This is a genomic window from Pseudomonas hygromyciniae, from assembly GCF_016925675.1.
Lineage (GTDB): Bacteria > Pseudomonadota > Gammaproteobacteria > Pseudomonadales > Pseudomonadaceae > Aquipseudomonas > Aquipseudomonas hygromyciniae.
This window is the reverse complement of sequence record NZ_CP070506.1, coordinates 4,386,054-4,399,338: the sequence shown is the minus strand read 5'-3', so window position 1 is coordinate 4,399,338 and position 13,285 is coordinate 4,386,054. Positions and strand designations below refer to the sequence as shown.

At 49.4% G+C, this 13,285-nt stretch carries 10 protein-coding genes and 1 tRNA gene; 4 read left to right on the top strand and 7 right to left on the bottom strand.

Features of this window, described 5'->3' with window-relative positions:
* Positions 1-120: 120 nt before the first annotated feature.
* The 3 genes from JTY93_RS19620 to JTY93_RS19610 form a co-directional block, all read right to left on the bottom strand.
* On the bottom strand, positions 121-447 hold the full coding sequence (locus JTY93_RS19620; RefSeq protein ID WP_029294475.1) for an Arc family DNA-binding protein: 327 nt from the start codon (positions 445-447) through the stop codon (positions 121-123).
* A 402-nt stretch (positions 448-849) separates the two neighbouring features.
* Complete coding sequence (locus JTY93_RS19615) at positions 850-1,029, bottom strand: PA3371 family protein (RefSeq protein WP_205479351.1); 180 nt, start codon at positions 1,027-1,029, stop codon at positions 850-852.
* Between the two features lie 11 nt (positions 1,030-1,040).
* Complete coding sequence (locus JTY93_RS19610) at positions 1,041-1,265, bottom strand: hypothetical protein (protein WP_205479353.1); 225 nt, start codon at positions 1,263-1,265, stop codon at positions 1,041-1,043.
* A 477-nt stretch (positions 1,266-1,742) separates the two neighbouring features.
* Between JTY93_RS19610 and JTY93_RS19605 the strand changes: the two genes are divergently transcribed.
* From JTY93_RS19605 to JTY93_RS19595, 3 genes are all read left to right on the top strand, one after another.
* Positions 1,743-1,817, top strand: a tRNA-Arg gene (locus tag JTY93_RS19605).
* 315 nt (positions 1,818-2,132) lie between these two features.
* Complete coding sequence (locus JTY93_RS19600) at positions 2,133-3,947, top strand: ATP-dependent nuclease (protein WP_205479355.1); 1,815 nt, start codon at positions 2,133-2,135, stop codon at positions 3,945-3,947.
* Positions 3,944-5,704, top strand: coding sequence for a UvrD-helicase domain-containing protein (locus JTY93_RS19595; RefSeq protein ID WP_205479357.1), 1,761 nt, complete (start codon positions 3,944-3,946; stop codon positions 5,702-5,704). Before JTY93_RS19600 ends, JTY93_RS19595 begins: the two co-directional genes overlap by 4 nt.
* A gap of 818 nt (positions 5,705-6,522) precedes the next feature.
* On the opposite strand, the gene JTY93_RS19590 is transcribed toward JTY93_RS19595, so the two are convergent.
* The gene (locus JTY93_RS19590) at positions 6,523-6,801 is read right to left on the bottom strand and encodes a helix-turn-helix domain-containing protein (protein ID WP_073638108.1); all 279 of its coding nucleotides are present in this window, start codon (positions 6,799-6,801) and stop codon (positions 6,523-6,525) included.
* Between the two features lie 136 nt (positions 6,802-6,937).
* On the opposite strand from JTY93_RS19590, the gene JTY93_RS19585 reads away from it, so the two are divergent.
* Positions 6,938-7,495: a hypothetical protein gene (locus tag JTY93_RS19585; RefSeq protein ID WP_205479359.1), complete on the top strand. Its 558-nt coding sequence runs from the start codon at positions 6,938-6,940 to the stop codon at positions 7,493-7,495.
* Between the two features lie 1,752 nt (positions 7,496-9,247).
* On the opposite strand, the gene JTY93_RS19580 is transcribed toward JTY93_RS19585, so the two are convergent.
* The 3 genes from JTY93_RS19580 to JTY93_RS19570 all read right to left on the bottom strand — a co-directional run bounded on the left by JTY93_RS19580 (position 9,248) and on the right by JTY93_RS19570 (position 11,593).
* On the bottom strand, positions 9,248-9,502 hold the full coding sequence (locus JTY93_RS19580) for a hypothetical protein (RefSeq protein WP_205478287.1): 255 nt from the start codon (positions 9,500-9,502) through the stop codon (positions 9,248-9,250).
* Between the two features lie 134 nt (positions 9,503-9,636).
* The gene (locus JTY93_RS19575) at positions 9,637-10,326 is read right to left on the bottom strand and encodes a hypothetical protein (protein ID WP_205478286.1); all 690 of its coding nucleotides are present in this window, start codon (positions 10,324-10,326) and stop codon (positions 9,637-9,639) included.
* 292 nt (positions 10,327-10,618) lie between these two features.
* On the bottom strand, positions 10,619-11,593 hold the full coding sequence (locus JTY93_RS19570; RefSeq protein ID WP_240357303.1) for a relaxase/mobilization nuclease domain-containing protein: 975 nt from the start codon (positions 11,591-11,593) through the stop codon (positions 10,619-10,621).
* Positions 11,594-13,285: the final 1,692 nt, after the last annotated feature.

Genomic DNA, 13,285 nt, shown 5'->3' with positions numbered 1-13,285 from the left:
TGCTCGCGAAAATCGTTAACGATAACGCGGGGAACCATAATAAATCGGTGCCCAAGCTCACTCCCAAATTCCAGGCAAAAAAAAGCCAGCGCAAGGCTGGCTTCAGCTTTCAGTTGCCGATTATTCGGCTTCTGCGGCTGCCTCGACGTCATGGGCGATCAGCGACACAAGCGCATTTTGCTGACGGTGGGACAGTTGGCGAAACCGCTGCAGCAGCTCGCGTTCGTGCAGTGACAGCTCCGGGCTGTCCATGCGCATGCTCAGTTCGTCACCCAACGCGCCTTCCTGAATAAGGCTTTGCTCCATGCGCGCGATGATTTCAGAATTCATGCTGCGGTGATGATTGCGAGCCACCTCGGCAATGCGTTCCCGCATTCCGTCTGGCAGACGTACGACGAACTTGTCAGCCGTACGGCTGGAATAAATTGCCTGTTTCAATGGGCGCATATATTTAACCGGTTAGTTCAGGGGAGCGGTTTTTGGAATTGGCCGCAAGATGTGTGTTAGGACAAGGCTTGCGAACAAATGTTCAACCTGAATTGCAAAGAGGTCGCATCATGCCTCAAATTTGCCAGTTCCTTGGCGTCAATTCTGTGACAAATATTGAACTTACTAAAGGCGTTATGCCAGTACTCATTTTCAAATTTGCGGACTGGTTGGAAAACTTTTCTACGCCGTAAACGCGGCGTAGGCTCTCGAAGCGAGAGGGTTTTCGGGCGCACATCCTATAGCAATATGGCCTTTTGCCCTTAATTTTTAAGACTAGTGGCAAATGGCCGATTTGCGCGCCCAGGCGACATAAGGTCGGGCGGTAGGCGAGGGTTGGAGCGGGGAGGGTGAATCGGCTATTCAGCGCAGGACTGGGTCGAATTTGAAGCGACGCCCGACAATCGCGGTAATTACCCAGGCGCTGGCTGAAATGGCGCAGACGCTCAGAGAAGGGATCTGCCAATAATTCGACGTTGCGTTGAGCCCCAGGATGCCGGTGGCGATTGTCAGGAAAAGAAACAACCAGGTGGTCTTGGTCATGAGCGGCTCGCTTAGAAAATCCAGTGTTCAGAAGTGCTGACGGTCTGTGCGTCTTGTGCCAGTTTGACAGAGGGTTGACCGTTGGCTGTCATCACCGCCAATTGTGCTCGTTGCTGGGTCTGATGGCTGCCTGTGTGACTGAGCTGTGCTGCATCGCTGTCGCTACTGTTCTGGAATTGGAACATCACTAAGACGGCCAGGGCCAGTGCATTCAGAAGCAGGAGGGTGCTGTTCATGGGTGTTTCCCCGTGTTCACGTGCAGGACAGATTGATAAGGGTAAAGAGTGCAGTCATCGTGCCAGTTACAATATCGATAAAATCCCTTTTAAAACAATAAGTTATGATGGTCTCAAAAGTATGGCTCGTTGCAAGATGCAATGATGGCCTTTCGTGCTAGTGCATTTTGCACTATAGGGATTGGCAACCCTGCAGGCATGGGCCGCTCACGGGTCGGGAGTGGTGGCGGCTTACACCTAAAAAGGTGACGGACGACATGACAAAACTCACCTTGGCCGTTAACATGCACGCCGTCTGTCGCAGTGCAATTTGGCTCTGCGCCTGTCATTAGTCCCAGTAGCTCAATTGGATAGAGCATCCCCCTCCTAAGGGCTAGATACGATTTCTTGCAAGGGACAGGGCGCAGTGTTAAGTTGTGATCGTTGTTGGTTTTGTTTTTTGATTTTTCTGTTTATATTCAAGCCGTTATCTCTATAGTCCTTGTAGTTCAACGGATAGAACGGGGCCCTCCTAAGGCTCAGATGCAGGTTCGATTCCTGCCGGGGACACCATCTTAGTCACTACTTCAGTCACTACTTCTCTTCTTGCTCAGCATGACCTTGCTCGGGTCAGCGAGGCCTCGCGCTGACCTGCACATCCATCGCGCCGTAGGCATGCGCTGTGCACTCTGTCGGCAAGCTTCGATTTTCATCCGCTTCGATGGGTATCAAGTCAATGAACGCTCTGTGCGCGATCCTCTACGCATATGAACCGCGTCTGAGTGTCAGCTAGCTCACATTAGGCATAGCTTGTACGCCTTTGGATCCATCCCCTCGTGACGCCGTGCCACTGCTATAGTGGCTCGTAGAATCAACTGAGGGATCAGAATGAAGGTCGTCAAACTCGGGATAGAGAATTTTCGCGGGATTCGGCGCGCCAGTCTTTGCTTCGATGGGCATACCCTGCTGGTTGGAACGAATAACGTAGGGAAAAGCACCATTTGTGAGGCTCTGGATCTGGTATTAGGCCCGGATAGACTCAATCGGTTCCCCCCCATAGATGAGCACGACTTTTACAACGGAATTTATCTGTTCCCTTCTCTAGAAGAGGGATTGCCGCCTACGCCAATTCGCCTGCGCATCGAGGCTGTCCTGGTTGGGTTGAGCGTCGAGGTCAGTAATCGGTGTGGAGGTAACTCGGAGTTTTGGCACCTGTTAGAAAAGCGCGTTCTCGCGGCTGGTGAAATCGCCGCTGCGAATCCACCCGATGTCGTACCTTGCCTAAGGATCGAGACCATTGGTCTCTACGACATCGAGGAGGACGAGTTTGTCGCCAGGACTTATTTCTCTCATAGCCCTGATGCACCATTGGGTGAGTTGACGGCTGTTCCAAAGACCATCAAGCGACAGTTCGGATTTCTGTATCTACGCACCCTTAGGACGGGATCGCGAGCGCTCAGTTTGGAGCGGGGGTCGTTGCTGGACATTATCCTGAGAGCTAAGGGTGTAAGGCACAGCCTCTGGCAGAAAACGATATCTCGGCTGCAAAGCCTAGACATCGAATCTGATGCGACTGAAATAGCTCCCGTCCTTAGATCAGTTGAAAAAAGGCTCTCCAGATATGTAGCCCTTGAATCGCCTGGCAATGCCACGAAGCTTCACGTATCGGAACTCACCAGAGAGCATCTACGGAAAACGCTGACCTTTTTCATGGCTCTGTCCGCTGATCAGGCGCATGTTCCGTTTGCCCATGCCGGCACTGGGACGATTAACACCCTGGTGCTGGCGCTGCTGTCACTTATTGCTGACCTCAAGTCTGATGTGATCTTCGCGATGGAAGAGCCTGAGATCGCTGTTCCCCCACATACTCAGCGAAGGATCGCCGAGTACCTTCTCACCAAAACGACGCAGGCGTTCGTCACGTCTCATTCTCCCTTTGTGATCGAGAAGTTTGAGCCTAGTCAAACGCTGCTGCTTGCCCGACAGGACGCAGGTACTGTCACATCTCGGAAAGTCTCGGATGCGACCGGACTTAAAGATAATGATTACAGACGATTCGCTAAGTCGGGGCTTTCTGAGTGCATGTTAAGTCGCGGTGTCATCGTCGTTGAGGGGGTAACCGAGCTGCATGCTATGCCAGTGATTGCTCGTCGCATGGAAGAACAGGATCCGAGTCTCCAGCCGCTGGATATTTCTGGGGTGGCATTCTTTGACGCGGATGGCGAGTCGAATGTGCCCAAATTCGGCAAGTTTTTTAAAACGTTGGGGCTTCGGACGTTTGCCTTCTACGATCTTCTTCCCAAAGGAAATCGAAAACCCGAGGTGCTCCAAGCGTTGGCCGATACCTATGAGATAAATACTGAACACCCCTACAAGGGCTTCGAGGGTCTGCTTGCTGCTGAGGTTCCAGCGTCACGTCTTTGGTCATTTCTACTCGATCTGAAGATCAGCGACGAGAGTGGAAACGTGATGGTGCCTGAGCTACAGCCAAGTGATGCTGCGGTAAGGTCTTTGGCGATGCAGGCTCTTGGAAGTAACAAGGGCGCGGGATGGGCGGCTCGCTTACTTAATGACTGCGAATATGAGGAGCTGCCCGGAGCGACTAAAGATTTCTTGGCTGGTATCTACAAACTGTTCCCTCGTCCTGTAGAAGCGGAAGAGGAATCGCAGCCTGATGATGCTTGGTTGGATGATCCGATATGACCGAAGCGCGTGATTTGCGCGATACAGTTATCGCCTGCGAGAAGCACATTTTAGTATTAGGCGGCCCCGGAAGCGGCAAAACTACGTTAGCTTTGCGCAAAGCGGTCCACCGGATCAGGCAGGGATTGCTTCCAGGGCAGTCCGTCTTATTCCTCAGTTTTTCACGTGCGGCTGTTGCTAGGATCGCAGATGCGGCGAAGCTGGAGTCCACGACGCAGGAAAAGGATTGCCTTTCAATCCAGACCTTCCATTCATTTTTTTGGACCATTCTTAAGGCGCACGGTTACCTGCTTGGGGCTCCAACTAAGCTATCTATCTTGCTTCCCCAAGATGAAAAAGCTCTATCGGCGGGTATCGACGATGATGATGTAGGTTGGCCTGCTTGGCTTGTGGAGCGTGATCGCTTGTTCAGGGAGGAGGGCAGGGTCGCGTTCGATCTTTTTGCTACCAACGTAGGCGATTTGCTAAAGAGCAGTAGTTACCTGCTTCAATCGGTCGCTGATAAGCACCCACTCATCATCGTGGATGAGGCGCAGGACACCAGCGAGCCAGCGTGGGGCAATATTCAGCTTCTCGCGTCGAGGTCCCGGGTGATGTGCCTAGCTGACCAAGAGCAACAGATTTTTGACTTCTTGCCTGGCGTGGGACCGGAACGAATCTCCGTGATTCGCCAGGTTTTGCAGCCCTTTGCTGTGGATTTGGGAACGCAGAATCACCGTAGTCCGAATTCGGAGATACTTTGCTTCGGGAACGACACGTTGAATGGCGTCGTTCGTGGGGCGCCGTATCAAGGTATATCACAGTTAATGTACCGCCCAGAAAATCCCACCCCTAATTGGAATCATTTGCTGCGTCGTGCTCTTAAGGAGCTGTATGGCTCCATTATCGCGCAGGCCGGCGCCATGCCAGGCACGATCGCCATCCTGGTCGGTAATAATCGCAGCGCTTTAAGGATGTCTAATGCGCTCAACGCACTGGGGCCTAATGTTGGCAAAGCCGTTCAACATAAGCTCCATTTTGACGAAGCAGAATCTCTGCTTTCAGCACGGTTAGCTGCCTTTCTTCTAGAGCCAAAAAAATCAGAGAACGAAGCCTTTGACATAGCATCTAGCATGGATCTAATCGCTGCGGCCCGTAATGCCACGGGCCAGGCAAAAGCTGCTATTGCCACGCTGAAAGCGCAGGCTCTGCAAATGAGGCAGGGTAAGCAGTTGAAGATCAACCTCGTAAAAGCATTGCGAGGTGTGCTGGTGACCCTATCTGAGTCTCCGTTCACGGGAGATCCCGCTTACGATTGGCTGGCGGTGAAGGGCGCGCTGCGGGGAAGTGGCCAGAGCGAGTTGCTCAGAGTGGCGGACCAGCTTGACTACCTTGTGGCCTTCAAGCGTGGTCACCGCATCTCTGCCGCATTGGCAGCGGAGTGGATCCGCGACGGGAAATACACCAATGCTCGGGGTGCCCTCGATCAAGCTTTGGCGCAGGAACAAATTCTTGATGGGGTTGAAGCAATACCTGGTCTTCAGATAATGAATATCCACAAGGCTAAAGGGAAGCAATTCGACGGTGTGATCATAGTTAGAGAAGCAAAGCGGAGCGCCAACGGAGTGGGGTCGTCCTTTGTGTGGAGAGACGACGATCCGCCGTACCCCAAAAGTCGAAGGCTCCTGCGAGTGGGCATCACGCGTGCTCGAACGCACCTCCTACTGCTTAATCCCCTGTGGCCTGTATGTCCTCTCTTAAAAGGGCAGCAACTATAATCGGCTCAACTGAAAAACAAAGATATCTGAATGACGTGCTGACTCGCTTGACGAAGCAGTGGCCAAGTGGAATTGAGCAGCTTTCGGTAGAAGTGGTAGCCAGTTCAATCACGGAAAGCGTGATGTCCCGACGCATAGAGCGATGTTGATGAGGCGGTAGGTGCTTCAGCCAGCCTTTCTCAAGGCTGAACTAGACCAGCGTGGGTGCCGCCAGTGAGGCGTATGCCGGATCAGTCTAGCTCAGGCTGTCAGCCCACAAGATTGGACAATGGAGGTGGCGAGGGTACGAATAAATGAGAAAAATTCTTAATAAAGCATTATTTGTAATCAAAAATATACCCGGCTTTGCCGGAAGATAACCAGGCTTGTTCGGCGAAGGACCTCTAAGAGGTATTTTATGTATATATATACAGTATGTCAAGGTAAAAATTAACCCTTCCTATATTGACTTGTATGTGAGGGTGGGATACGAATTCTGGTTTTTGTATCAACGCTTAACTTTGACTTTCAGCAAGCAGTTGTCGGTTTGAATGAGGAGGGTGTCGTGTTTTGTCGCGGTGTAACGTTTTTATATGGTCTTTAAAGCGCTTTGTTGTTGATGGGTATGCGAGGGTGGCGGCTAATTTCTATCGTCCAGCCTGCGCGCTTGTAGGTGGCTCCTGCTTTTTTCTATGACGCCGCTCGTAGGGCTGCGAAAAAATCCACAAAAGCGACGCAATATTCCACGGCACGGCACCGCATCCTTGACTCTACGGCTTCTTGGTTCATCACTACACCGCTCGGGCTCGCACGGGTTGCGCATCTTCAGGCTGGCTGGATCAGATCCAGTTGCAAACGTCTTCACACAGCTCATTCAGGAAGCTGGCAGAGTCTTGGCTGTCCTGCTCGTAAAACGCTGTCAGGGTGAGTAATGCTGCTGAGGAGACGTTTAGAAGCGCGGCCAATTCGACGATGCGTTCTAGAGTTGGCGAGTGGATTCCTCTTTCCAGTGCGCTGATATATGTCCTTACGACGCCCGGCTCAAACGCCTCTTGCGTCATTCCGCGGGCCTTTCGTATCTGTCTCAAGGCCTTACCAAAAGCGAGCTTCACGTCCATCGTCAAAATACCCCGAGCAAATCCGGACATGAGGAATTTGCTCTGAGGTATTTTCTACACTGTATACCATTCATTTTTATCGAATCGTTGGTATTCTCTCTTCGACATACCGGGCACCTAAACGTGGAGACATTTCATGATTGGCGACATCAATGACGCAATCCTGAGGCTAAAAAGTGACGCTGGCGACCTGCCGTTCACCGGCTATCTTACGAATGCTCACGTCGAAGATCCTCCAAGCGTTAAGGGCGAAATTTGGCGGCACATTCGAGCCGAACCCTCCGGGAAATTCGCGGACGGTCATCGCGTCGAGACATCGCGAATGGTTGAGATTGAGGTCCGTGGCGAGAGCATGTGGGTGGTTACCGAGCAGGGAAGTCGGTATGGCATTCTTTCTATCAGCCCGATCGGTTGGATCTATTTCAGCAGCATCCTTTGTATTAATGAGCGTCTCAATCCAGCGCCAGCGCAAACTCCTCGATTCATAATGGATCTCCAGGCTGTTGATTCGCCGCTGCCGGAGCTTCGCGGCCTTCGGATGAGATCGCCCAAGCAGCCCGATCCTGCTGCTGTGGCGAACTCTTCGTCGATTCGTCGTGTTCTGGATCCGAGCGCGCAGCCGCCCGAGGTTGAAAGTACGGAACGATTGATCGAAGCCTTGAAACGAAATGGCGTGCGCTTTGTGACGCATTAACGATTTGTTAGGACGTACCTATGACGTAGGTTCGGCTGAAATTCTTCCTGAGTCGTTATCGGCCAGTACTGGACGTTTCTGGGGGGGAGGTCTGTCCCAAAAGAATTGTGCCAATGCTGGCCTCAACGGATAGCGAACGGTGGGGGAAAAGTGCACTTTAAAGAACGATTCCCCCCTGGTAAATGATCTTGCCCAGGCCATGTCTGAGATATTCGACAGCGTCACACTAGAGATTGCCTTGGGTGGCGCCAGTCCAGTCATCGGCGACTGGTCGGACCCAGCCAACTAGGGAATGCTGGTCAACGGCGATGGTGTTGGGTGCAAGAGCGGCGTGTATTTGTTTGGTGGCCGAGTAGCTGCTCGCGGTAAGCCTTACGGGTCGTCACTATGGTCGTGGAGGCATCAGCGATGCTTCTAGTGTGCAAGGTAAGCAACTAAGCCAAGCCATTTAGGTCGACCACGCTTTCATTAAGCTGCTGGCGCCGAGGATTTTCATAACCCGCTTCATGTTGTAGGCGAGTACCTGTGCATGAATGGCGCTAGGAACCTCTTTTGTCCGACTTCTGCCGGTCAAGGTTACCCAGAATGCGGGTCTAGTCCGATGAAAGCGACTGGTGAAATCCATGCAATACGCAAAAAAGAATTTCACCGACCGTAACGCATTTTTTTTACGTAACGTAGATGTGTTACAAGCAAAAAAAAGCGTTACGTCGCGGTGGCTAAGGGCCGTGAGAGGGCTCCGAGTCGAAAAATTTCAAGACTGAGTGCCGCTATCCACAATTTCTAGGCATGGGTGACTAGCATTGTGCAAAATTTGCACTTTCCAATTGGCGGATCTGGGTACATCGGTGCCGCCATCGCCCGACAGCGCTGACAGACACGATATCGGCTCAAAGCACTCGGTCAGTAGTCAGCCTCTACACGTGTCTTGGAGACCTTAGAGGTGGTTGTATCGCGAATCAGAGCCCGACGCTCATCTCCACAGCGCGTCGGCGGAGACGCGCGATCGTAAAGCTGCTCTCCGGATGTGAGTGCGCCATTCGATATGGCGGTGAGGCCATACGAGCTGAGCGTTCGGTCGAGAATAATCAGGCTCGTTTGGAAGGGTGGCAGCGCGCTCGTGGCGACGGAAATCTGGTTACGCACGCAGAGCGCTTTCTACGGATTGAGGAACTGGTCGCCAAGGTGGCGGCGGTGAGGTAGCACTCGCTCGTGTATGTATACGGTGTACACTCCTCAGCACCGCAACTATGTTGTGAGAATGCTCATTTCTGCTCAAGGCTCGCTGGAGAATTGCAGTGGATCGATATAGCCAACTTGCATTGTCATCTGGGCGACTGCTAATCGCGGGAATTCCTTGCAACCTTTGGTTAAGTTCCGCATCGCGGGTCTCTAATAGGGCCTTCGATTAACTTGCCGTTTAGCCGCTGTAAGTTGAGTTATGCCGTCACGCACGCTAGATCCTGGAAAACCGATAAGCCGTGTAATGAACTCATGCCCTCTCGTCCGCCCGGTTTAGCCGCAGAACTCACCATGCTCATCAGATTTTTTCGGCCGATCCGCAGATTCGCCAAAACTAGCAGCGTGGTCAACTGAGCCGCGTTTTATCAACCGGCGACAGCTTGATCGAACGTAATCAACTGGCGTTTTATTATCCGAATGAATACCTGATCTCGACGCGTGTCTGAGTTCTACACTATCGCTCACGGTAATCCTGAGCAAGCTCAAGTAACCCTAGCTTAAGTATATGCACTAACGAGGTTCTTCATTGGGGGGGACATAACGACGGCTTCGACCAAATTGATCCGCAATTTTTTTTGCTGCATCACCGAATCGCTTTTCAAAAGCCTCGCGCTCCTTTCGAGATAAGGCTTCAACTTTTGCTGCCGATATTACGCGATGCTCAGCCAGCTCATCCTGGTTTTTGGCCTTCAGGTAAGCGCAGGTATCGAACCCATCTGGACGTTCCGGACCATTCTTAGCGTCCTGATCAATCTGATTTCCCATTTCGGGTTAGCTCCGTCAGATGACGACCCAGGGGGCGTCTCGGGTTTTGGATAATATCAGGTTTGTAGGCCCAGACTGCTTAACCAGCTGCATATCGACTAAATACTGAAGTGACGTCTGATCAACTTAGCGGATCACCTGATCAACTGCACCTCTTTTTTGATTTTATTGAACAGGGTAGTCCCTTGGTCGGCGGGGGAAGGGATTTGTGCGGAGTCGTCTTTTTTGATGACATACCCTATACCACGGCTATCTAATGCACAGCCAAGCGCAGAGTGAGCTACAAGCATCTCTCGGGCGTCTTCGGCGCTACAGTATTTTTTTCCGTTGGTTTGAATTGTATATAGTATGCGTTTGCATATGTTCAATAAGTCAGACTTTACTTCGCTCGTTGCAATCAAAACGTTTTCGAGGCCTTCTCTGTCCAGATCGAGTTCTGGAGTAAGGTGAGTACCAGGGTTTATTAAAATTCCACCAAGTATCACGCCGCTAAACTCACCGATCTTAATTTCAGATTTACCCATCGTTGATTTGGTTTTTGCTTGAGGTATACCGCCGTGCATCCCCTCTGAAGCGTTGCCTAGAAGCGCAATGTGTATGCGACGAATTTGCTCTTCTCGCCAATTTGTGAATCTCTCGGCGTCTTCAGGAGGTATTTCGCAATGCTCTATTTTTTGTTCGTGACTAAACTCAGCAATTTTAACCGTAGAGTTTTTCCTGGCTCCTTTTATGAGGTTGTTTTTTTCGTCATAAGCCACAATGCTTGAGCTAACGGTTTTGAGAACTATGCAGCGGTCGCAATTTTGGGTGAGCTTTATATACATACGCGTGCCTTTTTTATTGTTTTTTATTTTTCAATTGTAACATATGCGCTTGAGGTTGGAGTTAATGTTTTCTGTTCGAAAGTATTATTTTCAATTCTCGTGAGTAGCAATGGGGTTTTGAAACTGTGCTTTTTCGATGGGTAGTGAGCGTTGTGGGTTTACTAGTAATCCTATTCTATCCAAGGCTTCAATAAGGCCGTTATCGCGAAAATACATTTGAGTCTTATTCAGTTTTTCTTCTAGGTTTTCTATCGTCAGGTTTTGAATCGAGATAGTACCTGATGGCTTGATATTATTCGGTGGTAGTAAGAATATTTTGAATATCGGCGTCTGAAAATGCTTTTGCAAAAGGCGTAGCATGTTTTTTGGTGCCAAGATTGACAATGGTTTCCCAGGTCTTCATTTCGTTCTTGCCATTGGGGCGGGTTTGGGGGGTAAAGTTAAAGTTAAATTTGAAGCCGATTTTATAATAATTATCGGTTTCTATGGAAATTACACCTTCTCGATTATTTCGATTAATGAATTCGCGAGCTTGATTTGACAGATGGGTTACTGAGGTCATCATGCCGACGCTTACAGTTTTTACATCCCGCTCAAACTTCGATACTGCTGGGAGCTTAGGGTTCGCACCGAGTCCCAGGGTGGCGTCGTCGCGAGCTGGGGAGAAATTTAGTTTTCCGCACAGGGCCCCGAACGTTAGCACCGTTGACATGATCTTACTTCCGCTTATCCATCTGCCGTCCTCAGAATTAAGCCTATAGCTGAGACCCTTAATTTTTCCAGTCTTGTTGAGCACGGGCTTAATCTGCACGCCGCGTTTTGCCATTGCATGTACGAAGTCACTTACCGTTTCAAGCGGGCTGGACAGTACGCTTTTAGAAATGGCACGAATGATTGACGCTTGGTTTTTGTTATTTACATTGTCTCCAGGAGAAAGAGTCGGCGTTAGCTCATACTTTTGCTCTAGGACTCGTACAATCTCCATCCCGCGCTCGAAATCGTTCTTGTTGGCTAAGAGTCCATAATGGGATGCTAAGCTGCTATCGTCGAATCGTAATTGGACTCGGCACAGTGCGATATGGACATGGCTATGATCAGTGTCGTTATGGCAAGCTGCAAGCCACATCATGCTATTATCGACCCCCATGCCCTCCAAGAATTCCCTCGTGAGCGATTCAAACTCAGTATCTGTGAGTTGGTCTTGGGCGGGTAGAGATAGCACGTGATGTTCTATAAGCTTTTCCCCATTGCCGTGATAGCGTTGTATTTGTATATTAAACTCGTCCTCTAACTCTCTGGTATCAACAACTCTAATATCGCCTCTGTATCCTTTGAACGGGGACCCACTTACGGCGCTTCCACCGAGGTATTCTATGAACGGTCGTTTGTCGATCTCTTTAGTGTTTGCTGCAAAGATGTAGCGTATAAGAGTTTCGCAAGATTGGAATGTGTGGGCTTTTTTTGTAAATCATAATATATACTCATTATTGTTATTGTTATTGTTATTGTTATTGTTATTGTTATTGTTATTTGTGATTCTTTACAGTTTTTTTGGGGGGTGGCAGGTTTAAAAACTTTTCCTCCGATTGCAAAGTGTTCAAGCTCTGATAAGCTGGTGGTCAGTTCAGTGGGAAGTCGAACGTTTAGGCTGAGTAGTCTCAAATGTTCAATTTTGCTTAGTAAGGCTTCTATGTAATCATTTCGAGATTCTATCTCATGAATTATATATCGCTCGTACCCCCGTATTCCTCTCTAATTTGTCAAAGGTATAATCTTTGGCGAAGCGAGAAAGGCTTTTGTATTTGCTCATTTCAGCCTTAAGGTTAACTTGCTCGAATTCGCGTTCGTTGAGATGCATTGTGATACGTCGCGATGCTTTTTTCCGCGTCCGCCTTTTTTTGGTCGGCCACTTTGTTTCTTGGTCAAATTGATGATCATGTTTTTTCTCTTGTTGTTATTATAAATGCGCAGAAATCGAAGATTTTGAGCACTGACAGTTTCATGCGCCAAAAATTCATTTTTGAAGCTTGGAACATAGCTTGCTGAAAATATCTTTATCTAATTATACATTTAAATATCTCGACTGTGGTGGTGTGCTTTTGGGTATTTATATGTTGTGTGATTATTGGTTGGTCCTGAGGCTTTGGTCCTTATTTCGGTTGCTTGCGAGTGTTTCGACGATTAGAACGGTATTTGTCTTTTCGTTAAGAGGGTTTCTGTTGCTTAAAGTGTTTTAGCTATGAAGGTCTCGTACTTTTTTCTATAGGTGTGGACTATTAGGTTGGAACCTCACAATTTACATAGATCGGTGGGTGTCGATGGCTGTTGTTTTTTATTGGCTTTTGGCAAGATTGAAACTTTATTTTTTTGCAATTGAAGTGCTCTAAGCAAGCTTGGATTGTCGTGACCGCGCTACGCGGAATGTACCCAGTGGCCGGATTGGGCGATAAGAGGTTTCCATTGGTAGATTTATTTTGGAAAAGCGTAAAAATATTTTAAGGGTTTAGAATAAATAATGGGCAAAAAACCGTGCTACTATTAACTTGCAACAATCCTGTTGTTTCAATAGATGGCTGGCACCGGGAAAGACTGGTGGTTTCGCTGGCGATTGGTCAGCGAAACTTAATTTCAAACAACGGGAATTCATAATTTTCGTTAGTTATACTTCGCCGTCGCTGCCGCCCAGTCGGTCATTTTTATTGAAATGGGCGCTGGCAACGACCGCCCTCGCTGGGCATTTTCGCGCAGCGGTCGGGATACAGCTTGTATAGCCGTAGTTTCCAACAAACTCTCCAATCAGACAGCCTAGGGTGGCGTCGCATGATAACGTCATAACGCATTAGTTTTTGCTTCTCACGACCACACCTGCGATGAACCCTTAGTAAAAAAGCAGGCATAGATTGGGAAGTTTCTAGGGCGCTCTGTTCATCGTTGAGGCAAATCACGTAAGGTCGTTGTA

What these genes read in the sequence shown, in the direction of transcription:
- JTY93_RS19620 (WP_029294475.1), bottom strand. Translation starts at nt 447, where the DNA reads ATGCGCCCATTGAAACAGGCAATTTATTCCAGCCGTACGGCTGACAAG.
- JTY93_RS19615 (WP_205479351.1), bottom strand. Translation starts at nt 1,029, where the DNA reads ATGACCAAGACCACCTGGTTGTTTCTTTTCCTGACAATCGCCACCGGC.
- JTY93_RS19610 (WP_205479353.1), bottom strand. Translation starts at nt 1,265, where the DNA reads ATGAACAGCACCCTCCTGCTTCTGAATGCACTGGCCCTGGCCGTCTTA.
- JTY93_RS19600 (WP_205479355.1), top strand. Translation starts at nt 2,133, where the DNA reads ATGAAGGTCGTCAAACTCGGGATAGAGAATTTTCGCGGGATTCGGCGC.
- JTY93_RS19595 (WP_205479357.1), top strand. Translation starts at nt 3,944, where the DNA reads ATGACCGAAGCGCGTGATTTGCGCGATACAGTTATCGCCTGCGAGAAG.
- JTY93_RS19590 (WP_073638108.1), bottom strand. Translation starts at nt 6,801, where the DNA reads ATGGACGTGAAGCTCGCTTTTGGTAAGGCCTTGAGACAGATACGAAAG.
- JTY93_RS19585 (WP_205479359.1), top strand. Translation starts at nt 6,938, where the DNA reads ATGATTGGCGACATCAATGACGCAATCCTGAGGCTAAAAAGTGACGCT.
- JTY93_RS19580 (WP_205478287.1), bottom strand. Translation starts at nt 9,502, where the DNA reads ATGGGAAATCAGATTGATCAGGACGCTAAGAATGGTCCGGAACGTCCA.
- JTY93_RS19575 (WP_205478286.1), bottom strand. Translation starts at nt 10,326, where the DNA reads ATGTATATAAAGCTCACCCAAAATTGCGACCGCTGCATAGTTCTCAAA.